This is a genomic window from Ruegeria sp. AD9 (assembly GCF_056542305.1).
On record NZ_JBQFZP010000009.1, the window covers coordinates 15094 to 36763 of the forward strand.

Below are 21670 nucleotides of genomic sequence, written 5' to 3' on the forward strand. Positions count from 1 at the left end.
TTTCGTTCCTACATTCCTCATTACGAATTAAATTTTGTGTTGAGGAATTGATTTGACTAAAGGGGATACGGACCGGCTAGCGGTTTTGATTGATGCTGAAAATGTGCCTGCAAAGCATGCCGCTGGGATCTTTGAAGAAATCGCCACTTTAGGTGAGGCGGGGTTAAGACGGATTTACGGAGATTTTTCCGGTGGGTCGCCCCAAGGATGGGACTGCAAATCTTTGGCGCAATACGCCATTGTTCCACACCAGCAATTCGCTAACACATCCAAAAGGAACTCCAGCGACATAGCTCTTGTTATTGACGCGATGGATATCCTTCACAGCAATCGGTTCAGTGGATTTGTTCTGGTGTCTTCAGATAGTGATTTTACGCGCCTTGCCAGCCGCATCCGTGAGCAGGGGCTAGACGTTTTTGGTATCGGGGAACGTAAAGCGCCCAAAGCATTTGTCGCTGCCTGCAACAGGTTTATTTATATAGAAAACATCGAGAAACAAGCGGAGGATGCCCTACAGGCAAAGAAGACCGAAAGCTCAAAGCAAAGGAAAGAATTGAATCATGCTTACCAGCTCATTCGCAACGTTGTTCAAAACGCCGATGAGCCGGATGGATGGGTTAAGCTGGCGCAAGTGGGAAGCCAGCTTAGCAAAATATACACTGACTTCGATCCCCGTTCCTACGGCTACGCGAAGCTGAGCGATTTGGTGCGTGCAACGGGAAAATTCGAAGAAGAAGGAATAAACGGTGGCTTCAGGATCAGGCTCAAAGCCAGCTGACTGCGTTTTTTGTGTTTATGATGATTTCCACTATTAATCATGACCTACTTTCCAGGCCGTGTTGCCCCTGTGTCTGCCCGGGGTGAACGAACCCGCAGAACCGGGGTGTTGACCGAGGTGGTGTTGGCCCGGCTTTCTCGCCAAACAACATAGACGCCGGACGCGATGATTATGCTGGCCCCGACGGCGACCCAGATGTCAGGGCGCTCGTCGAAGAAGATCATGCCAAACAGCGTTGCCCAGATGATCTGGCTGTACTGGCTGGGGGCGACGACACCGGCGGGCGCGGCGCGGTAGGCCAGAATGATCAGGTGTTGCGCGATGACCGAGAACACCCCGACCAGCGCCATCATCGCCAGATGCAGCAGGGAAGGCGGCTGATATACAGCCGGTTGGGCAAGGCTCATCACAACGATGGCCAATAGCATCGGATAGAGGATCAGCACGGCCGAGCGTTCCTCATTCCCGATCTTGCGCACCAGAACCGAGGCGAAGGCGCTGCAGAAGGCGGCCATCAGGGCGGCCATATGGCCCAATGTGATATCCGTTGCACCGGGGCGCAGAACGATCAGGACGCCAATTAGGCCGACGCCAACCGCAGCCCAGCGCTGGACGCGGACCACTTCACCCAGTATCGGGATCGACAGTACCGTGACGATCAGCGGGAAAGAAAACAGCAGGGAATAGACCTCGGCCAGTGGCAGAACCGAAAACGCGTAAAATGCGCAGGACATGGCCGTAACCATCAGGCCCGAGCGCAGCAATACCAGCCATGGGTGATGCGGCAGAAAGTTTCCCGTCGTTCGGTCGGTCAGGATCGTGACCGCCATTGGAACGAAAGAAAACAGCGTGGCAAAAAAGATGATCTGCATCACTGAATAGGTGCCGCCCAGCACCTTGATCAGCGCATCGTGGCTGGCAAAGACGGCAAATCCCAGAAATGCATAGCCAAGCCCCCGAAGGGTGTTGTTTTGAGCGCTCATCGATCCGGCCTCGGCCTATGTTGGTGTGGTGACGATACATCGTGGCAGCGCAGGCAGGGTTCCCGGCTGTCTTTATTGCTGCTTAACCCTATTCTGAGGGCACGAATAGCCCTTATTTTACCGCTAACATGTCAAAACCACCATGATCTGGGATCATCGCAGGATCGGCGGCGCATCTTTGGGCTGTCGTGCGGATTGAACACCTGCCTTCATACCGACACCGATGCGGCGGGCCAAGGCGACCCATGGGGTGGCCGTTTCCGCGGGCAGGGTCCGGGTGGCGACCTCTTCGAACAGATCCAGCCAATGGGCAAAGAATTCCGGTTTCACATCGGGCCGTTCGATATGGACCCGTTGCGGATTACCGTCATAACAGCGCTCATACAGGATGGCATTGCGCCAGAAGGCGGCGATCTTGTCCTCATGCGCGGGCCAGTCGGTGACGTGGTTTGCGAATACGGGCCCAAGAACCGCGTCTTGCCGGACACGGGCATAAAAGGCGCGAACTTGCGCGTTGATCTGCTCGGGCGTCGCGGGAAAGCGCGGGGGAAGGATGGGTCTGGTCATGACAGCCTGAATTTCGACTCTGTTTTCGGCAGATAGGGTGTTCCGGCGTTACGGAACAGAGGTGGTTTTGTCGCGCCCATCCGGCGTCAGCAGATGCCGCAGCAGGGCCACCGGGTGCGCCCGCAGGCTGAGGCGGGTGGCGACGTAATCTTCGACCACCTGCTCGCCCAGCGTCATCTGTGGCAGGTAAGCCTTGGGTTCATCCAGCGCCTCGCCCTCCAAGTCCTGCGAGAACAGTGGCAGAGGTTTGGCGGTGGCAATTGCCTTAGCCTGCCAGAGCGCCTCGCGCCGGGTCAGGTCGCAGGCGGCGAAGGCATCAGCCTCGGCCAGCCGTTCGATCACCGACGGCCCAAGGCCTGCGCGGCGCCAGACATCGTCGACCTGGGTGTAGCCGTTGCCGCGTGCGGCGGTCAGCCAGCTGGCGTCTTCCTCGCTCAGGCCCTTGATCTGGCGAAAGCCCAGCCGCAGCGCCAGACCGCCATGGCCATCAGGCTCCATCACATTGTCCCAAAAGCTGGCATTGATGCAGACCGGGCGCACCTGCACCCCATGTTCGCGCGCATCCCGCACAATCTGGGCCGGCGCGTAGAACCCCATCGGCTGCGAGTTCAGCAGGGCGCAGGCGAAGATGCCCGGATGGTGGCATTTGATCCAGGCAGAGGCATAGACCAGCAGCGCAAAACTGGCCGCGTGGCTTTCCGGGAAACCGTACGAGCCGAAGCCTTCGATCTGGGAAAAGCAACGTTCCGCGAAATCCTGTTCATACCCGTTGCGTTTCATCCCGCGCAAAAAGAGCGCGCGGAATTCGCTGACATTGCCATGTTTCTTGAAGGTTGCCAGCGACCGCCGCAGCCGATCGGCCTGTTCCGGGGTGAAGCCCGCGCCGACAATGGCGATCTGCATCGCCTGTTCCTGAAACAACGGCACACCCAGCGTTTTGCCCAATACCTCGCCCAGCGCGTCCGAGGGGAAGCAGACCTCCTCCTCGCCATTACGGCGGCGGATATAGGGGTGGACCATGTCGCCCTGAATGGGGCCGGGGCGGATGATGGCAACCTCGATCACCAGATCATAGAAATTACGCGGCCGCATTCGCGGTAGGAAGTTCATCTGTGCACGTGATTCCACCTGAAACACGCCGATGCTGTCCGCCTTGCAGAGCATGTCATAGACCACCGGATCCTCGGGCGGCAGGGTGGCAAGGGTGTAGCTGGTCTGGTGATGCTGGCCGATCAGGTCAAACGCCTTGCGGATGCAGGTGAGCATCCCGAGGCTGAGGACATCGACCTTAAGGATGCCAAGGCTGTCGATGTCATCTTTGTCCCAGCAGATGACAGTGCGGCCCTCCATCGTGGCGTTTTCGATGGGGACAAGCTCATCCAGCCGACCCTCGGTGATGATGAACCCGCCGACATGCTGCGAGAGGTGACGAGGAAAGCCGTCGATCTCATAAACCAGCATTAAAGTCTGTTTCAGGCGCCGATCTTCGGGGTCGAGGCCAATTTCGCGCATCCGTTGTGCCTCAAGCCCCGAGGCCGAGAAAAACCCCCAAAGCTGTGAGGAAAGTGCCGAGATCGTGTCTTCGGTCAGGCCCATGGCGCGGCCAACCTCGCGGATTGCGCGTTTGCCGCGATAATGCACGACAGTGGCGCAAAGGCCTGCGCGTTCGCGGCCATAGCGGTCATAGATGTGCTGGATCACCTCTTCGCGGCGTTCATGTTCGAAATCGACGTCTATGTCTGGCGGTTCATCGCGCGCCTCGGAGACGAAGCGTTCAAACACCATGGTGCCCATCTCGGGGCTGACCTCGGTGATGCCGAGGCAAAAGCAGACGACCGAATTGGCCGCTGACCCGCGCCCCTGGCACAGGATGCTGCGCGAACGGGCGAAATGGACGATATCGCGGACGGTCAGGAAGTAGGGTTCGTATTTCAGCTTGCCGATCAGCGTCAGCTCATGCGCCAGCATTTTTTTCGCCTTTTCGGACGCCCCGGCGGGATAGCGCCATTTCAGCCCCTCATGCGCCAGACGGTGCAGGCGCTGGGTCGGGGTTTCCTGTTCGCTGCCCTCGCTGGGGTATTCATAACGCAGCTCACCCAGCGAGAACTTCAACTCTTCGCTGAGCACATGGGCGCGGGCAACGGCACCTTCATGACCCTTGAAGATGCGTAGCATCTCGGCCTCGGAGCGCAGGCGCTGTTCACCATTGGCCAAAGCGTCCCGGCCCAATGCGTCCACTTTGCGGCGCAGGCGGATGGCGGTCAGCACATCGCCCAGTTTGCGGCGGGTGCCGTGGTGCATCAGCGGTGTCGCGCTGGCGAGCGTGAGGATGCCAAGCTGTTTTGCCTCAATCTCTAATAAAGAGAAATACGAACCATCGGCGCCATCATACCGAGGGTGCATCAACAGATGCATCCGCCCGGCAAAGCGGCGCGTCAGCTGCTGCGCCTGTGTCCGCCACGCGCCCGCGCCGCCTGGAGAGCCCGCTGTCTGTGGCCACAGCAGCAGGTGGAGGCCATCGGAAAATTCGAGCAGGTCAGACAGGTGCAGGATGCAATCGCCTTTCTCGGCGCGCAGGCGACCCCTGGACAGGATGCGGCACAGGTTGGCCCAGCCCTGTCGGTTCAGGGGTAAGGCGGTGACAGTGGGCGCATCGGTGAAGATCAGCCGCGCCGCCGGGATCAGGCGGGGAACCGCGTGGATGGGATAGGAGGGCGGCTTGGGGATGTGATCGGGGCAGGGTGGACCGATGGATGTGTTCTGCGCCTCCCACGCCAGCCGTTCGCGGACCTTGCGGGTGATCTCGCGTGCTTGAGTATGGGCGCGGACGATCCCGGCGACCGAGTTGTCATCGGCAATCGCAATGGCAGGCAGACCCAGGGTGACGGCACGCTCCATATACTCCTCGGGGTGCGAGGCCCCGGTGAGAAAGGTAAAATTCGACGTGATCGACAGCTCGGCATACATGGCGATTCCATATTATATTCACGTTTTGTTCTTTTTCGAGTCCTTTGCGCAGGAAACGGGTCGATTGGGTCCGGTCACACGGGCATGGTCAGCAAAAAAGGAGATCCGAGATGTTCAAAATCACCGCTTTGCCCACAAACGATGTACGCGCTCTTCAGGCGGGTGGCCCGGATGCATATGGTTCAACGCCGGAGCGCGCTGTGTCGACGGGTACAGGTAACCCGTGCCGCCACTGCCTGCGACATATTCCAGAGGGCGATGAGATGCTAATATTGGCGCATCGGCCCTTTTCAGAGACACATCCCTATGCGGAAACCGGCCCGATCTTTCTGTGTGCAACACCGTGTGAACGGTACGAGGAAGACGCGCTGCCCGAAATTCTGACCACCTCGCCCGACTATCTGATCAAGGGCTACGGTGCGGATGACAGGATCGTCTATGGCACCGGGGCGGTCACGCCGACGGACCAGATCGGCGCAAAAGTCAGGGAAATCTTTTCCCGATCCGACGTCGCCTATATTCACGTGCGGTCTGCGCGGAATAACTGCTATCAGGCGCGAATAGACCGCGCCTAAAGCTTGACCCGGTGGATGCCCCGGCGTGGCTGATCCTGATCATCCGCCGGATGATCCTCGGTACGGGACGAGGTCAGGGCAAGGAATACATCCTCAAGATCGGCCTCTTCGGTGCGGACGTCGCGGATGCGGATATTCGCGGCGCGCACCGATTCCAGAACCTGCTCGGCGCTGGTCTGGATGTTTCGGTATTGCAGGACAAGGCTGCCATCATCGCGGAGAGCTGCCTCGACGCCTTCTGACGCAGGCAGATCAATGATCGGGCTGTCGGGCACAATCACCATAGTGCGGCTATCCATGCGGCCCAAAAGGTTGGCGGTGCTGTCCTGCGCGACCTTTTCACCGTGGTTGATAATGGCGATCTCGTCGCACATCTCCTGCGCTTCTTCCAGGTAGTGGGTGGTCAGGATGATGGTCATGCCCTGTTCGTTCAGCTTGCGAACATTGGCCCAGAGCATTTGGCGCAGTTCGATATCCACACCTGCTGTCGGCTCATCAAGCACAAGGATTTTCGGGTGATGCACCAGTGCCTTGGCCAACAGTAACCGCCGCCGCATTCCACCCGAGAGAGTGCGGGCATAGGCCTCGGCCTTGTCGCTGAGACCGACCAGTTCCAGAATCCGATCACTGCGCCGTTCGGATTTCGGAACACCATAGAGACCAGCCTGAACCTCAAGCGCGCCGCGCGGGGTGAAAAACGGGTCGAGGTTCAGCTCTTGCGGCATCACACCAATGGCCGATCGTGACTGGCGTGGATTCTGATCCTGATCGAAGCCCCAGATCGCTACGCGGCCCGCCGATTTCACCACCAGACCAGCCAGGATGTTAATCAGGGTCGATTTTCCTGCACCGTTCGGACCCAGCAGACCAAAAACCGAGCCGCGCGGGACGGTCAGGTCAATGCCATTCAGCGCATGTTTCTCGGGCTGACCCTTGCCACCGCGATAGGTTTTGCGCAGCCCTTCGATCCTGATTGCCGCGTCATACATGTGGCACTTGCCCCCGGTTTGATCATCGCTCATAAACGCACCTAATACATGCCCGCGAGGCCGACAACCGAAGAAGGATCGCCAGCCGTGACCATCGAAGCGCCGGAAACCAAGATCGTCGAAACCGCCCGTGTTGCCTGTGATGGCGGCGACGGTGCGTTGGGTCATCCGCGCGTGTGGCTGCAGATCCCCGAAGACACTGGCTGGGTCGAGTGCCCCTATTGCGACTGCAAATATGTTCTGGCCGGGCATCAGACTGACGCCTGAGCCCGTGTTGCCCGGTGCGGGCATTGAGTATTTATGAAAAGATGAAGATTGCGGCCGCGGTGCGGGTGGCTCTATCGTTGCGCCCGTGGCATTAGTGTTTTCGCAAATGATCAGAGAGGGCGCGAAATGACCACGAATTTCGGAAAAGGGTGTCACCTGCATCTGATCGATGGATCGGCCTTTATTTTCAGGGCCTATCATGCGCTGCCGCCACTGACCCGCAAGTCGGATGGGTTGCCAATTGGGGCTGTTTCGGGCTTTTGCAACATGCTGCAGAAATATGTCGAGGGAAATACGGGGCCAGATGCGCCGACCCATGTGGCGGTGATCTTTGATAAGGGCTCCCATACCTTCCGGAACGATCTTTACGACCTCTACAAAGCCAACCGCGAGGCGATGCCCGAGGACCTGCGCCCACAGATGCCACTGACCCGTGAGGCGACGAAAGCGTTCAATATCGCCTGCAAGGAGATGGAGGGCTATGAGGCTGACGACATCATCGCGACCCTCGCTGTTCAGGCACGGGATGCCGGTGGCCGCGTGACCATCGTGAGTTCCGACAAGGACTTGATGCAGTTGGTCGGTGACGGCGTCGAAATGCTGGATGCGATGAAGAACAAACGCATTGACCGGGATGGCGTGGTCGAGAAGTTCGGGGTCGGACCGGAACGTGTGGTCGATGTTCAGGCGTTGGCTGGTGATAGCGTCGACAATGTTCCTGGCGCGCCGGGGATCGGGGTCAAGACGGCGGCCTTGCTGATCAATGAATTCGGCGACCTGGAAACCCTGCTGGACCGGGCAGATGAGATCAAGCAGCCCAAACGCCGCCAGACCCTGATCGAAATGCGAGACCAGATCGAGCTTTCGAAGAAACTGGTTCAACTGGATGAGAATACTCCGCTGGATTTCACCTTGGATGACCTTGAGGTGAGGGACCCCGATGCAGACACGCTGTTGGCGTTTCTGGCCGAGATGGAGTTCCGCACCCTCACCAAGCGTATCGCTGACAAGCTGGGGGTTGAGGCTCCGGTGATTGCCGACGCCCCTGCGCCAGCGGTGGAAGAGGTCGAGGCCGAGGTGATCCCGTTTGACAGTTCGAAATACGAATGCGTGCGTGATGCAGCGGCCCTGCAAAAGTGGATTGACCAGGCCTATGAGCGTGGTTGGGTTGCTGTAGACACAGAGACCACGGGCCTGAACGAGATGATTGCCGGTCTGGTGGGTATTTCGCTGTGTGTCGAGGCCGGAGAAGCCTGTTACATCCCGTTGACCCACCGCGATGGATCAGCGGATGATCTGTTTGGGTCGGATGCTTTGGCCGAGGGGCAGATGCCATTGGAAGAAGCCCTGAGGCTTTTGAAACCGATGCTTGAGGATCCGTCGGTCCTCAAGATCGGGCAGAACGTGAAATATGATGCCAAGATCTTCAGGCGGCATGGCATCGACGTGGCACCCCTCGACGATACGATGCTGATGTCCTACGCCATGCATGGCGGTGAGCATGGGCATGGGATGGACACTCTGTCCGAACGTTATCTGATCCACACACCGATCCCGATCAAACCGCTGCTGGGGTCGGGGAAGTCGGCAATCACCTTCGACAAGGTCGCGATTGACGAGGCCACGGCCTATGCCGCCGAAGATGCGGACATCACCCTGCGTTTGTGGCAGCTGTTCAAACCGCAATTGCATCGGGCGCAGGTGACAACGGTCTATGAGACGCTGGAACGGCCGCTTGTGCCGGTGCTGGCCGAGATGGAGATGCATGGCATCAAGGTCGACCGAGATGTCCTGAGCCGGATGTCCAACGCATTTGCCCAGAAAATGGCCGGGTTAGAGGCTGAAATTCACGAGTTGGCCGGGGGACGCTTTAATGTCGGATCACCCGCTCAGTTGGGCGAAATCCTGTTCGACAAGATGGGTCTGGAAGGCGGGAAGAAAGGCAAGACCGGGAAATACTCGACCGGGGCAGATATTCTGGAAGACCTCGCAACCGAACACGAGTTGCCGCGCCGTGTTCTGGACTGGCGGCAGCTGAGCAAGCTGAAATCGACCTATACCGACGCGCTACAGACCCATATCAACCCCGACACAGGCCGGGTGCATACGTCTTATTCGATCACCGGAGCGAACACGGGGCGTCTGGCCTCGACCGATCCGAACCTGCAAAACATTCCGGTGCGGACAGAAGAAGGGCGGCGTATTCGTGAGGCATTCATCGCCGAGCCGGGCAATGTGATGGTCAGCCTCGACTACAGCCAGATCGAGTTGCGGATTCTGGCCCATATCGCTGATATTCCGGCTCTGAAACAGGCGTTTTCGGACGGGCTGGATATTCACGCCATGACTGCGTCCGAAATGTTTGATGTGCCGTTGGGTGAGATGACGCCTGATATCCGCCGTCAGGCAAAGGCAATCAACTTCGGTGTGATCTACGGCATTTCGGGTTTTGGACTGGCCCGGAACCTGCGTATTCCACGGGCCGAGGCGCAGGGCTTTATTGATCGTTATTTCGAACGTTTCCCAGGCATTCGCCGCTATATGGACGACACAGTCGAATTCGCGAAAGAGCACGGCTATGTGCAAACCCTGTTCGGACGCAAGATCCACACGCCCGAGATCAATGCCAAGGGGCCACATGCCGGGTTCTCGCGCCGGGCGGCGATCAATGCACCAATTCAAGGTACTGCGGCGGATGTGATCCGGCGCGCGATGGTGCGAATGCCGGACGCGATCGCCGGATTGCCTGCCAGGATGCTGTTGCAGGTTCACGACGAGTTGTTGTTCGAGGTGGCCGAAGATGCGGTGGATCAGGTGATCGACGTGGCCCGTAACGTGATGGAGGGCGCCTCGGATCCTGCGGTCAAGCTGGATGTGAAGCTGGTCGTGGATGCCGGGAAGGGTGCGAACTGGGCCGAGGCGCACTAGCGGCGTTGTTCATCAGGTCTCGGCGGGCTGTCCTAGCAGCGGGTCAGCCCTGTGGCCTGACCATGCGGTTCACCATTCGTTGCACAGACGGGCCAAACAGCAGGATTACGGTGAAGGCGATGGGCCAGCAAAAAGCCCAGGACGCCATCCAGTCGCCAACTGTGCCAGGGTTAAACCCAATCGCTTTGACCGTCGCGATCCCTGTTACAATCAAGGACATGAGGCCGGACATGATCAGGCTGAAAACGGCACGGGCATAGCGGGCTGGTATCATGGCAGGCATCCTAATGGTCACAATGCCGCTGATGTGCGGTATTTGAATGAAAATTACCAGTGTCAGTCCCGCATCCAGTCAAGTGTGTCGCAGGTGCGTTGTGTTGTGGGTGTGTATTCCGCGCTGACCCAGCCGCTATAACCTACCGCGTCCATGGTCGAGAACAAGGCCTTGAAATCCGTTGGTCCGCGACCCGGTTCCGTGCGATTCGGGGCTGCGCCAACTTGGGCATGGACCACCTGCGGATGAAAGCGGTCCCAGACAGCCAGCGCGTCGCCATGGATCATATGAGCGTGAAAGCTGTCAAATTGCAGGCCGACATTCGGGCGATCCACCTGGTTGAGCACATCTGCTGCCAGATCGTAATCGTTCAAAAAATACCCGGGCTGTGAAACCGGGTTGAGCGGTTCGATGGTGAATTTTTGCTGTGGGGCGAATTCGGCGGCCCATTGCAGGTTTTGCACTAAACAATTCAATGCATCCGGCCCTGTGGCGTATCCGGACATGATGTGGATCAGGCCGGGGCGCAGCACCCCGGCATATCGCAGGACACGGCGGATATCCGACTGGAACCGCGATTGACCATCGGGGATCGCTGCGTAACCCGGCGCACCGCCGGTGTAGTTGGGCGGTGGCGCGTTGATCAGCACAAGCTCCAACCCGCTGGCAAGCAAAGCGCGACGGGTTTCCGTCGCGGCGATGTCGTAGGGAAACAAAACCTCGACTGCGGTGAACCCGGCATCTGCCGCCGCCTGAAACCGCTCCAGGTAAGGTATTTCGGTAAACAGAAGCGAAAGGTTGGCGGCAAATTTGGGCATAGGCGGTCAGCGGTTGTGGTTATCCGACCATAACCAAGGGATGATTTTTGGGGAAGGGATCGAAAACGACAGATTGTCGAAAATCGACCAGATCGCCTGCACCGAATCAGCAAGGGTCCGCTCAGCGCGGCGCGTCATTACGGGTGCCGCCTTAACAAAAGGTTCGAATCCAATGGCGATGAGCCCGGAACCCGTACGCGGGGCAACTACTGCTCTGCCCGGCGGTCAAAACTCTGCGTTGTCAGGGAATGGGTTGGCGGTTGCCTCCATGATTACCTGGGCAGCGGGTTTCCCGGCGGCCGAAGTTCTGCTGCAAACCTGGCCCCCTGTTGCATTGCTGACCGCGCGCCTGGTGCTGGCGGTTGCCGTTCTGATTCCGGTCTGGATTCTGCTGGACGGTCCAAGCAGAGTGTTACGCGCCAGATGGGGTCGGGCGATGGTTGTCGGCGGCTTTGGTTTTGGCTTTGCCATGTTTTTGCTGATCGTCGCGCAGAAAATGACGGATCCGGTGACGGTCGCGATCATTGCATCCTGTGCGCCCTTGCTTGCAACAGTACTGGAACTGATGGCAGGAACCCGACGGCTGAAGTGGACCTTTGCGTTGGGTGTTCTGGTGTCGGTTCTGGGTGGATTGATTGCAACCAGCACCGCCGCGCCCGAACAGCTGGGGCTGGGTGCGGTTCTGGCGATCCTTGCAACGGGCCTGTTTTGTTGGGGTAGCATGGCCACTGCGCGCGACTTCCCGGAGCTTAGTCAGATCGGGCGCTGCACGATTACCTTCGTCGGTGGGTTGCTCATGGCCGCGGTGCTGAGTTTTGGGGCGGCCCAGCTGGGCATGGATGTGCTGCCAACCGCGGCCATTGATGGACAGCAATGGGGGATGCTTGGGATCTATGCCTTGATATCACTGGGGCTCAGCCAGGTGTTGTTCATCTCGGCTGTGGGAAAGCTGGGCGTGGCGCTGGCTTCGTTTCACATCAATATTGCCCCGTTTTACGTGATGCTGATCATGCTGATGCTGGGGGAGGGCTGGAACTGGACCCGTGCGCTGGGCGCGGGCGTGGTCGCTTTGGCCGTCGTGCTGGCTCAGGACCGCGCACCGCGGTCAACCAAAATCGGCTGAAGGGATCAGCGGGAAGAACCGCCCGCCTGACCAGACACCAAACCAGCCCTCATAGTGGCTACCAATCTCGACAAGGCGATAGAAGCTTTTGCGATCTATGCGCGCTTCGAGGTTCGTGCGGATCAGTATGTAGGGTGACGGTTCTTCTGTTTCAGGATTGATAACAATCCGGATCGGATGCGCGGGCCCTGCAACAGCGACGTCGTCCACTTGTGTGCGAAAGGTCAGGTTCCGCGTGTGACCTTCGCCGGTTTGCTCGAAATCCACGGCGATAAAAGGCGCGTCTTCGACAGTGATTCCCACCTTTTCAACCGGCGTGACCAGATAGTATTTCCCGTCTTCTTTCTTAAGAATTGAGGAAAAAAGCTTCACAAGCTCGAACCGATTGATGGGCGAGCCTAAATAACTCCATGTACCATCTTTTGCGACACGGATGTCCAGATCGCCACAAAACGGGGGATTCCACAGGTGAACGGGCGGTAAACCCCGGGTTTTGGCGGCTTTTACCGATGCGGCTAGTCCGTCGGGCGAGGGTTTCACAGGTTTTTGTCCGCTCATTGCTTTTGCCATTTCCTCTCAGCGCGATACACTTCAATCATATTCGTCCACGGAAGGGAAAGTCATGAACGAACCTGCCGACCTCGTAGCCGAGATCGAAGCGCTGGAAAACAAGCTGCAAGAGGCCAAGGCCTCGATCACCCGCCGCTTCATCGGGCAGGAAAGGGTCGTGGACCTGACTCTGGCTGCGCTTTTGTGCGGTGGTCACGCGCTTCTGATCGGTCTGCCGGGCTTGGGTAAGACACGGTTGGTCGAGACACTGTCGACCGTGATGGGCCTGCATGGCAATCGCATTCAGTTTACGCCCGACCTGATGCCCGCTGACATTCTCGGGTCCGAGGTGTTGGATACGGCCGACGATGGCAGCCGCCATTTCCGTTTCATTCCCGGCCCGATCTTCTGTCAGCTGCTGATGGCGGACGAGATCAACCGGGCAAGCCCGCGAACGCAATCCGCGCTGCTGCAAGCGATGCAGGAGCGTACGGTGACAGTAGCCGGTGAGGACCGTTCCCTTGGTGTGCCATTCCATGTTCTGGCCACGCAAAACCCGATCGAACAGGAAGGCACCTATCCCCTGCCCGAAGCGCAGCTGGACCGGTTTCTGGTGCAGATCGATGTAGAATACCCCGACCGCCAGACCGAGCGGGATATTCTGCTGGCCACGACCGGTGTTGAAGAAGACAAAGCGTACCAGATTTTCAGCAAGGAAGAACTGCTGGCAGCGCAGGTCCTGTTGCGTCGGATGCCGGTCGGGGACTCGGTTGTGGAGCTGATCCTTGATCTGGTGCGGGCCTTCCGCCCGGAAGAAGCTGGCATATCCGAACGGGTTGCCGAAACCGTCGCGTGGGGTCCTGGTCCACGCGCTGCGCAGGCGCTGATGATGACGGTTCGGGCACGTGCGATGTTGCAGGGGCGTCTGGCACCCAATGCCGAGGATGTGCTGGATATGGCGCGCCCGGTGCTTAGCCACCGGATGGCTCTCAACTTTGCGGCACGGGCACGCGGTGACAGTCTGGCTGACCTGATCGACTCGACCGCTGTCGGGTTGATCCGGACCGAGGCGGCGGCGTGAATGCCGCGCTGACCCTTCGCGAAAGATCCGAGGCCGAGGCATCGCGGCTGCCGCCCCTTTTGGCGCGGGCCGAACATCTGGCTGGCACCGTTCTGCTGGGAGACCATGGTCGGCGGCGCTCTGGCATGGGGGATGATTTTTGGCAATACCGCCCTGCGCAGATCGGGGACAGCCGCCGGATGATCGACCACCGTCGTTCGGCGCGTGGAGATCAGCAATATGTGCGGGAACGCGAATGGCAGATCGCGCAATCGGTAATGCTTTGGGTCGATCAGGGGGCGTCGATGCGGTTTGCGTCCGACATATCGTTGCCGACCAAGGCGGATCGCGCCCGGCTATTGGGACTTGCAACGTCCATCTTGCTGGTCCGCGGCGGTGAACGTGTGGGCCTGACAGGGACGACCTTGCCACCCCGGCGTGGCAATGCACAGATCATCCGGCTGGCGCAAGCCTGGTCCGAGGATGATCAATCGGATTACGCGCCACCCGAACATCGCGCCATGATCCCGCATGCCCGTGCCGTGTTCATTTCAGATTTTCTTGGTCCAATGGATGAAGTTGAACTGGCCCTGACCAAAGCTGCCGACCGTGGTGTTCGCGGCGTGATCCTTCAGGTGCTTGATCCGGGAGAAGAGACATTTCCCTATCGTGGACGTACGATTTTCGAAAGCGTCGGTGGGTCCGTCCGACACGAAACGCTCAAGGCGGCAGAGCTGCGGGACCGCTATCTGCAACGCCTCGCCCACCGTAAGGATGCGCTGACGCAACTTTGCCGGGCGACTGGCTGGCAAATGGGCCTGCATCACACGGGCGATAGCGCACAAGCGGCACTGTTGTGGATATACCGTGCGCTGGACGGGGGAACGCGATGACGGTTCTGGCAGGCATCGGCTTTACCGCTCCATGGGTGCTGCTGGGTCTTCTGACCCTGCCGATCCTGTGGCTGATCCTGCGCGCGGTGCCGCCCGCGCCGATCCGCCGGATGTTCCCGGCGGTGACGCTGCTGCTGGGCCTGAAGGATGACGAAAGCGTTTCGGACCGCACGCCGTGGTGGCTCTTGCTGCTGCGGATGCTGGCAGCTGCGGCGGTGATCATAGGTCTGGCCGGTCCGGTTCTGAACCCGTCGCGGGATGAGATCGGGTCCGGGCCGCTGCTGATGGTGCTGGACGCCAGTTGGGCAGGCGCGACCCGATGGTCGGCCACGCTGGATCAGATCGATGCGCAACTGACCGAGGCCGGTCGCGCAGGGCGCACGGTGGCTATCCTGCGCCTGACCGAACCGGAAACACCCGTTTTTCAGGGGGCCGAGGCTTGGCGGGGACATTTGCCGGGACTGATGCCCAACCCATGGCAGCCGACCGAACCTCAGATCGCACAGGCCATTGCGGCGTTAAATTCGATTGATGGGGGTTTTGACACCCATTGGTTCAGTGACCGGCTGGATTATGTGGATCATGCGGCGCTGGTCTCCAGCTTGCAGGCTCGTGGCGATGTCGTGGTGTATCAGGCGGCGTCCCGGCCCATGGCGATCCTGCCAGCGGCTTATCAGGATGGGCTGATCAAAGTGACAGTGCAGCGCGCAGGCCCCGGCCCCGAGGAACGTGTGACAGTATTGGCACAAGGGCGCGACCCGGCGGGAACTGCCCGAGTGCTGCATTCTGTGGAACTGACCCTTGAAGCCGGGGATTCATCGGCGCAGGTCGATCTGGCGCTGCCATCCGAACTCCGCGCCCGGATCACGCGGTTCGAAATCCAGGGCCAAAGGTCCGCCGGGACCGTGACCTTGACCGATGACAGCCTGCGTCGCCGTGAGGTCGCGCTGATTGCCGGGAGTTTGAACCGCGAAGGTCTGGAGCTGCTGTCACCCCTGCATTATCTGACTCAGGTCCTGAGCCCCACGGCGGATTTCGTCGATGGCGGTCTGACTGAGGTTCTGCCCGCCAATCCGGATGTCATTGTTCTGTCAGATGTGGCCCAGATGTCGGAACCTGAAAAGGCGGACCTGATTGAATGGGTCGAACAGGGCGGTTTGCTGCTGCGCTTTGCCGGCCCGCGTATGGCGGCCAGCGATCTTGGGCGTGACACCGAAGACACCCTGCTGCCTGCGCGGCTGCGCAGCGGTGGGCGATCTGTCGGCGGCGCGATGAGCTGGGGTGAGGCCAAGACCCTGGCACCATTCCCCGAAACCTCGCCTTTCTATGGATTGGACATCCCTGATGACGTGGTCGTTTCCACTCAGGTCATGGCGCAACCAGACCCTAACTTGGCGGATCGTGTGATTGCCTCGCTGTCTGACGGCACGCCTTTGGTGACACGTAAGGCGCTGGGATTGGGGCAGGTGGTGTTGTTCCATGTGACCGCCGATGCAGAATGGTCCAGCCTGCCACTGTCGGGCCTGTTCGTTGAAATGCTGGATCGGCTGGCCGTGGCCTCGGCCGCAAAGTCACGGCAAGAGGCTCAGTTACTGGGAACAACATGGGAGCCGGTACAGATCATGGACGGGTTTGGCACATTGTCAGATGCCGGAACCCTGGCCGGTGTCGACGGGGTTGAGCTGATATCGGGCCAGATCGGGCCGGAACTGCGCCCGGGTCTTTATGAAAGTGGCAAGCAGAAGCTGGCGTTGAACGTCGTCTCGGAAGAAACTCAGCTGCGTCCTGTTGTCTGGCCCGCAAATGTGCCGATCAAAGGGCAGGAGGTCAGCACGGAAATGCCGCTCGGCGGTCTGTTGCTCAGCCTTGCGCTGGTTTTGCTGACGATCGATGTTATTGCATCGCTTGCTTTGTCGGGCAGGTTGGGTCTGGCCCGGACGACGGCCTTGGCGCTGGCCGGTTTCCTTCTGGTACCCGAAGGTCACGCACAAACGCCTGAGGACACCGAGTTTGCATTGGCTGCGACCCACGAACTGGTATTGGCGCATGTCCTGACTGGCGATGCGCAAGTAGATGATATTGCGCAAGCCGGGTTGCGGGGGCTTGGTCAAACCCTCCTCTATCGCACATCGGTTGAACCGGCAGACCCCATCGGCGTTGATCTGGAACGGGATGAACTGGCGTTCTTTCCGTTGCTTTATTGGCCGATCTCGGCGAACCAGTCGCAACCTTCGGCCGAGGCCTATGTCAAGCTGAACGCCTATCTGCGGTCCGGAGGGATGATCCTGTTTGACACGCGTGACGCGGATATCGCGGGTTTCGGTGCCTCCAGCCCAAATGGCCGCAAACTGCAACAACTGGCCGGACCGCTGAATATACCCGCATTAGAGCCGATTCCGCGCGATCATGTTCTGACACGCACGTTCTACCTGCTACAGGATTTTCCGGGCCGATATTCAGGCACCGAGGTTTGGGTCGAAGCCGCGCCGCTGGATGCAGAACAGATCGACGGGATGCCCTTCCGCAATCTGAACGACAATGTGACGCCGGTGGTCATTGGCGGCAATGACTGGGCCGGTGCCTGGGCGGTGGATCGCAACGGGCAGGCCCTGTTGCCCGTCGGGCGCGGTTATGCCGGGGAAAGGCAACGCGAGTTGGCCAATCGTTTTGGTGTCAATCTGGTGATGCATGTGCTGACGGGGAACTACAAATCCGATCAGGTTCACGTGCCCGCCCTTCTGGACAGGTTGGGACAATGACAGGAACCGTCATCTTTGATCCGCTGATCCCGTGGGCGATACTGCTTGTCGTGGGTATGATTGCCGTGGCCGGGGTCGCGCTGGCCTTGTGGCGCGGATTGTCGGGATGGGCCTTGCGTGGGTTGGCGGTGCTGGTGATCATCGCTGCGCTGTCCGGCCCGGTCTACCAGATTGAGGATCGTGCACCGCTGACAGATATCGTTCTGATGTTCGAGGATGAAAGCGCCAGCCAGACGCTTTCAGACCGGGTGGTACAAACGGCAATGGCCGCAGAAGATCTGGCCGCTGAGATCGAGGCACGCGACAATACAGAACTGCGACGCATCCGGGTCGGCGATGGTGAAGGCGATGAGGGCACGCAGATCATGGCAGCCCTGAACGAAGCCCTGGCGGAAGAGCCGCGCGCGCGCATCGCCGGTATCCTCGTGGTGTCCGACGGGATTGTGCATGATGTCGATCAGGCCCTGGATCTGCCCGCACCGATGCACCTGCTGCAAACGGGGCGGGAAAGCGACTGGGATCGCAGGCTTATTGTCCGAAACGCCCCTGCTTTCGCCATCATTGGTGAATCGGTGACGTTGACCCTGCGCGTGGAGGACAGCGGAGCAGCCCCTGCAGGTGCAACATCAGCGCCGTTGGAAATTTCGGTGGATGGGGGCGAGCCCGAGCAGTTCAGCATTCCAATCGGTCGCGATGTCGAACTGCCCGTCACTTTGCCCCATGGTGGGCGCAACGTGATCCAGTTTTCTGTCCCTCAGGCTGAAGGCGAGTTGACTGATCGCAACAACACGGCCCTGATCCAGATGAACGGCGTAAGGGACCGCCTGCGTGTGCTGCTGGTCTCGGGTGAACCGCATCCGGGTGGTCGCACGTGGCGTAACTTGTTGAAATCTGACAGTTCTGTTGATCTGGTGCATTTCACTATCCTGCGCCCGCCTGAAAAGCAGGACGGTGTGCCCGTTGACGAGCTGTCGCTGATCGCCTTTCCGACTCGCGAGTTGTTTCTGGAAAAGATCAACGATTTCGACCTGATCATCTTTGACCGCTACAAGCGGCGCGGGATTCTGCCTGCGATCTATCTGGACAATGTCACAAGCTACATCAACGAAGGCGGCGCGGTCCTGGTTGCCGCCGGTCCCGATTTCGCCGGTGCCGACAGCATCTTCCGCTCTCCCTTGGCGCCAGTTCTGCCGGCCCAGCCAACCGCGCGGGTGATCGAGGAACGATATGTGCCGATGGTCAGTGATCTGGGGCATCGTCACCCGGTCACGACCAATCTTGGAGAGTCCGAGGATTGGGGGGCGTGGTTGCGTCAGATCGACGTGAAACACCGCTCGGGCGACGTGCTGATGACCGGGGTCGAGGATCGTCCGCTGCTTGTCCTGAACCGTGTTGGCGAAGGGCGCGTTGCGATGCTTGCGTCCGACCACGCCTGGCTTTGGAGTCGCGGTTTCGAAGGAGGTGGCCCGCAGCTGGAGTTGTTGCGCAGGCTGGCCCATTGGATGATGAAAGAACCGGAACTGGAAGAAGAGGCGTTGTGGGCCGAGGCCAACGGTCAGTCCATGCGCATCATTCGTCAGACGCTTGGGACAGAGGTCGGCCCTGTAACAGTCACCTTGCCGAATGGCGAGACGTTGGAGATTACTTTGAAAGAGGTTTCTCCGGGTCGGTTTGAAGCGCAGTATTACGGCCCTGAGATCGGCCTTTATCGCTTGCAGGAAGGTGACCACATGGCTGTGATCGGCCTTGGCCCTGCTGCACCGAAAGAGTTCGAGCGTACCATCGCGACAGGTGATGTCCTCGAACCGGTGCTGGCCGGGTTGCGGGGCGGTGTGATCCGGCTGGAAGATGGGCTGCCATCGATCCGCAACGTGCGCGCCGGACGCCCCGCCGCCGGTCGGGGCTGGATCGGGCTGACCCCACGCAACGCGTATGAAACGCGGGATGTCACGCAGGCCGGGTTGCTGCCACCCTGGCTTGTCTTGCTGCTGGCTGGGGGGTTCCTGCTAGGTGGTTGGCTGCGGGAAGGGCGGCGTTAACGCTGGCCCGTTGCTGTTTTTTAACGGGAACCGGGCGCGCTCTGGTCGATCCGGAACGAGGCCCGGTCGGATTGGCCCTGTGCATCCACCACAACAAGCGAGGTAAATCCGGGTCCGGGATTGGGAATTTCGAATTCTCGTTGCCGTTGCCCGGTCAATACAGGCACGCCGTTAGTCAGAACGGAGAACGGCCCGACACCACCGCGTAGTTTCACTGTCAGAGGGCTACCGAAAGTCTCTAACAGAGCGTTTTCCGGTGGAAACAACAGATCAGGTGCGGTTTGGTCCGTTTCGAAAGCCGCCGCGCGGGGCCGGAAACGTTGCAACGGTTGCGGCAATTGCGCCGCGCCAACCAACAGTGTTGATGGCGGCGGTGGGCGCAAGGGCGTGAGTTCGGGTTTCAACAGGCCAAAAGCCTCGGTCAGAAGCGGCGCGGCAACGTCCCCTCCGAATGCGCCGGGAACAGGTGTGCCATCCGCGCGTCCCAGCCAGACCCCGATGACATGTTGCCCGTCAAAGCCAATGGCCCAGGCATCGCGGTGCCCATAAGAGGTCCCCGTTTTGAAGGCCAGCGTCCCTGAAGTGCTGCCCGTGGGTGGTGTGATCCCGGATAGGACATCCGCAATCTGCCATGCCGAGGTTTCGGACAAAACACGAGAGGTGAGCCGTGCATCAGCCAGAGCGTCATGGCGCAGGATCGGGCCTTGCCCACCAGCGGCCAGCGTCACGTAGATCTGTACAAGATCATGCAGGCTCAGCCCGACACCACCCAAGGATATTGCCAATCCGGGTGTACCACTGCTCAGGCGCGGTTCTGATCCTGCTGTCCGCAATGCCGCCATCACGCGCGCAGGGCCCAGCTCGTGTGTCAGGCGCACGACAGGGATATTCAGCGACAATTGCAACGCGTCCCGAACCCTTACATCGCCCCGGAAAACGCCATCGAAGTTTCGCGGGGCGTAACGCCCGAACATCACCGGGCTGTCGCTGATCAGGGTTTCCGGATGGGCCAACCCCTGATCGAATGCCAGCCCGTAAACCAGAGGTTTCAGCGTCGATCCGGGCGACCGCACGGCTTGGGTCATATCCACGAACCCTTGTCGTGCATCCTGATACCCGGCTGACCCGACCGAGGCCAAAATCTTGCCGTCGCGATGATCTGCTACGATCAGGGCTCCGGACACGCGCGGCCCTATGCGCGCCGCGGCCCGAGCGACCAAAGTTTCCAACCGGGCTTGCACCCCTGCATCCAGGGTCAGATCAAATACACCGTTTGCAAGGGTTTGGCCTTTCACGCGGTCGGTCAGATGGGGTGCAAGGCGCGGAAACGGGATCATTCGATCAGGAATGGTTTCCGTCAGGGCTGCGTGCATCTCAGCCTTGGTCAATACGCCGTGGCGCTCCAATCTGTGCAAAATCCGATCTCGGGCAATTTGGGCTGCCTCGGGTCTGCGATCCGGGCGTCGCGCTTCCGGGGATTGCGGCAAAGCGATCAGTAGGGCCGCCTGTGCGGCAGTCAACCGGGTCGCTTCTTTGCCGAACCATGCGCGGGCACCGGCACGGATACCTTCCAGATTGCCGCCATAGGGGGCATGGGTCAGGTAGAGGTTCAGGATCTGTGTCTTGCTCAGCTGCCGCTCTAACGCCAATGCGACCCTAATCTGTCGAAATTTTCCACTCCAGCGTCCGGTCGATCCATCTTCGATCAGCCGCGCGACCTGCATGGTCAGGGTTGAACCGCCTGAAACCGCGCGCCCATTCCAAAGGCTTTGCCCGGCTGCGCGCAGCAACGCGACAGGGTCCACGCCCGCGTGGGTCCAGAAACGTTTGTCTTCGTACCGGACCAGCATGGTGGTGAAATTGGGATCGACCGCGCCGGGCTGCAGCCTCCAGATGCCATTTGCAACCGGAAACACACGCAGGAGGTCACCGTTACGATCCCGCATCTCGACCGAAGTTTCAGTCAGAACGGGCGGCAGCACCGTGGCGTCGACCCAGCGGTCGACACCATCCCGCGCCAACGCCGCCAGATAGAGGGCACCGGCCAGCGCAAATAACAGGCGCGGCACCCTAGGCATGAGCGCCGCCCAAACAAGGATAT

General features: G+C 59.8%; 17 protein-coding genes. 9 read left to right on the plus strand and 8 right to left on the minus strand.

From position 1 onward, the window contains the following. Positions 1–52 precede the first annotated feature (52 nt). The gene (locus ACR0AM_RS13805) at positions 53–778 is read left to right on the plus strand and encodes an NYN domain-containing protein (protein WP_480519540.1); all 726 of its coding nucleotides are present in this window, start codon (positions 53–55) and stop codon (positions 776–778) included. Positions 779–822: 44 nt separating this feature from the next. Here the strand turns inward: ACR0AM_RS13805 and ACR0AM_RS13810 are convergent, their stop codons facing one another. From ACR0AM_RS13810 to ACR0AM_RS13820, 3 genes are all read right to left on the minus strand, one after another. Then, entirely contained in the window at positions 823–1761 is a 939-nt protein-coding gene (locus ACR0AM_RS13810; protein ID WP_480494993.1) for a DMT family transporter, read from the minus strand. A 153-nt stretch (positions 1762–1914) separates the two neighbouring features. Continuing rightward, on the minus strand, positions 1915–2328 hold the full coding sequence (locus ACR0AM_RS13815; RefSeq protein ID WP_480474472.1) for a group III truncated hemoglobin: 414 nt from the start codon (positions 2326–2328) through the stop codon (positions 1915–1917). A gap of 48 nt (positions 2329–2376) precedes the next feature. Next, positions 2377–5295, minus strand: a complete 2919-nt coding sequence (locus ACR0AM_RS13820; RefSeq protein WP_480623204.1) for an error-prone DNA polymerase — start codon at positions 5293–5295, stop codon at positions 2377–2379. A 110-nt stretch (positions 5296–5405) separates the two neighbouring features. Here ACR0AM_RS13820 and ACR0AM_RS13825 point away from each other — a divergent pair, with 110 nt between their 5' ends. Further along, positions 5406–5870, plus strand: coding sequence for a DUF1203 domain-containing protein (locus ACR0AM_RS13825; protein ID WP_480623205.1), 465 nt, complete (start codon positions 5406–5408; stop codon positions 5868–5870). Here the strand turns inward: ACR0AM_RS13825 and ACR0AM_RS13830 are convergent. Then, positions 5867–6859 (minus strand): ABC transporter ATP-binding protein, encoded by a 993-nt coding sequence (locus ACR0AM_RS13830; protein WP_480555160.1) that lies wholly within the window; start codon positions 6857–6859, stop codon positions 5867–5869. The genes ACR0AM_RS13825 and ACR0AM_RS13830 overlap by 4 nt on opposite strands. Before the next feature lie 87 nt (positions 6860–6946). Between ACR0AM_RS13830 and ACR0AM_RS13835 the strand changes: the two genes are divergently transcribed. Together ACR0AM_RS13835 and polA are read left to right on the plus strand one after the other, a co-directional pair. Further along, positions 6947–7126 (plus strand): zinc-finger domain-containing protein, encoded by a 180-nt coding sequence (locus tag ACR0AM_RS13835; protein ID WP_480623206.1) that lies wholly within the window; start codon positions 6947–6949, stop codon positions 7124–7126. A 126-nt stretch (positions 7127–7252) separates the two neighbouring features. Next, positions 7253–10054 carry a DNA polymerase I gene (gene polA / locus ACR0AM_RS13840; protein WP_480623207.1) on the plus strand — a complete coding sequence of 934 codons (2802 nt, stop codon included), beginning with the start codon at positions 7253–7255 and terminating at the stop codon, positions 10052–10054. Between the two features lie 43 nt (positions 10055–10097). Here the strand turns inward: polA and ACR0AM_RS13845 are convergent, their stop codons facing one another. After that, the gene (locus ACR0AM_RS13845; protein ID WP_480474477.1) at positions 10098–10328 is read right to left on the minus strand and encodes a DUF2798 domain-containing protein; all 231 of its coding nucleotides are present in this window, start codon (positions 10326–10328) and stop codon (positions 10098–10100) included. Positions 10329–10390: 62 nt separating this feature from the next. After that, positions 10391–11146, minus strand: a complete 756-nt coding sequence (locus tag ACR0AM_RS13850) for a hydroxypyruvate isomerase family protein (protein ID WP_480474478.1) — start codon at positions 11144–11146, stop codon at positions 10391–10393. A gap of 268 nt (positions 11147–11414) precedes the next feature. Here ACR0AM_RS13850 and ACR0AM_RS13855 point away from each other — a divergent pair, with 268 nt between their 5' ends. After that, positions 11415–12269, plus strand: coding sequence for a DMT family transporter (locus tag ACR0AM_RS13855; protein ID WP_480474480.1), 855 nt, complete (start codon positions 11415–11417; stop codon positions 12267–12269). On the opposite strand, the gene ACR0AM_RS13860 is transcribed toward ACR0AM_RS13855, so the two are convergent. Then, the gene (locus ACR0AM_RS13860; RefSeq protein ID WP_480623208.1) at positions 12252–12827 is read right to left on the minus strand and encodes a DUF1285 domain-containing protein; all 576 of its coding nucleotides are present in this window, start codon (positions 12825–12827) and stop codon (positions 12252–12254) included. The two genes, ACR0AM_RS13855 and ACR0AM_RS13860, sit on opposite strands and share 18 nt — an antisense overlap. Before the next feature lie 64 nt (positions 12828–12891). Between ACR0AM_RS13860 and ACR0AM_RS13865 the strand changes: the two genes are divergently transcribed. From ACR0AM_RS13865 to ACR0AM_RS13880, 4 genes are read left to right on the plus strand one after another with little or no spacing between them, the layout of a single operon-like run. Then, a complete protein-coding gene (locus ACR0AM_RS13865) occupies positions 12892–13899 on the plus strand; it encodes an AAA family ATPase (RefSeq protein ID WP_480474483.1) in 1008 nt (335 codons plus the stop codon). Next, positions 13896–14771, plus strand: a complete 876-nt coding sequence (locus tag ACR0AM_RS13870; RefSeq protein ID WP_480623209.1) for a DUF58 domain-containing protein — start codon at positions 13896–13898, stop codon at positions 14769–14771. The genes ACR0AM_RS13865 and ACR0AM_RS13870 overlap by 4 nt, the downstream gene beginning before the upstream one ends. Continuing rightward, positions 14768–17530, plus strand: coding sequence for a DUF4159 domain-containing protein (locus ACR0AM_RS13875; RefSeq protein ID WP_480623210.1), 2763 nt, complete (start codon positions 14768–14770; stop codon positions 17528–17530). The genes ACR0AM_RS13870 and ACR0AM_RS13875 overlap by 4 nt, the downstream gene beginning before the upstream one ends. Continuing rightward, entirely contained in the window at positions 17527–19569 is a 2043-nt protein-coding gene (locus ACR0AM_RS13880; protein ID WP_480623211.1) for a hypothetical protein, read from the plus strand. The genes ACR0AM_RS13875 and ACR0AM_RS13880 overlap by 4 nt, the downstream gene beginning before the upstream one ends. Before the next feature lie 20 nt (positions 19570–19589). On the opposite strand, the gene pbpC is transcribed toward ACR0AM_RS13880, so the two are convergent. Continuing rightward, the gene (pbpC, locus tag ACR0AM_RS13885) at positions 19590–21647 is read right to left on the minus strand and encodes a penicillin-binding protein 1C (RefSeq protein ID WP_480623212.1); all 2058 of its coding nucleotides are present in this window, start codon (positions 21645–21647) and stop codon (positions 19590–19592) included. Positions 21648–21670 lie beyond the last annotated feature (23 nt).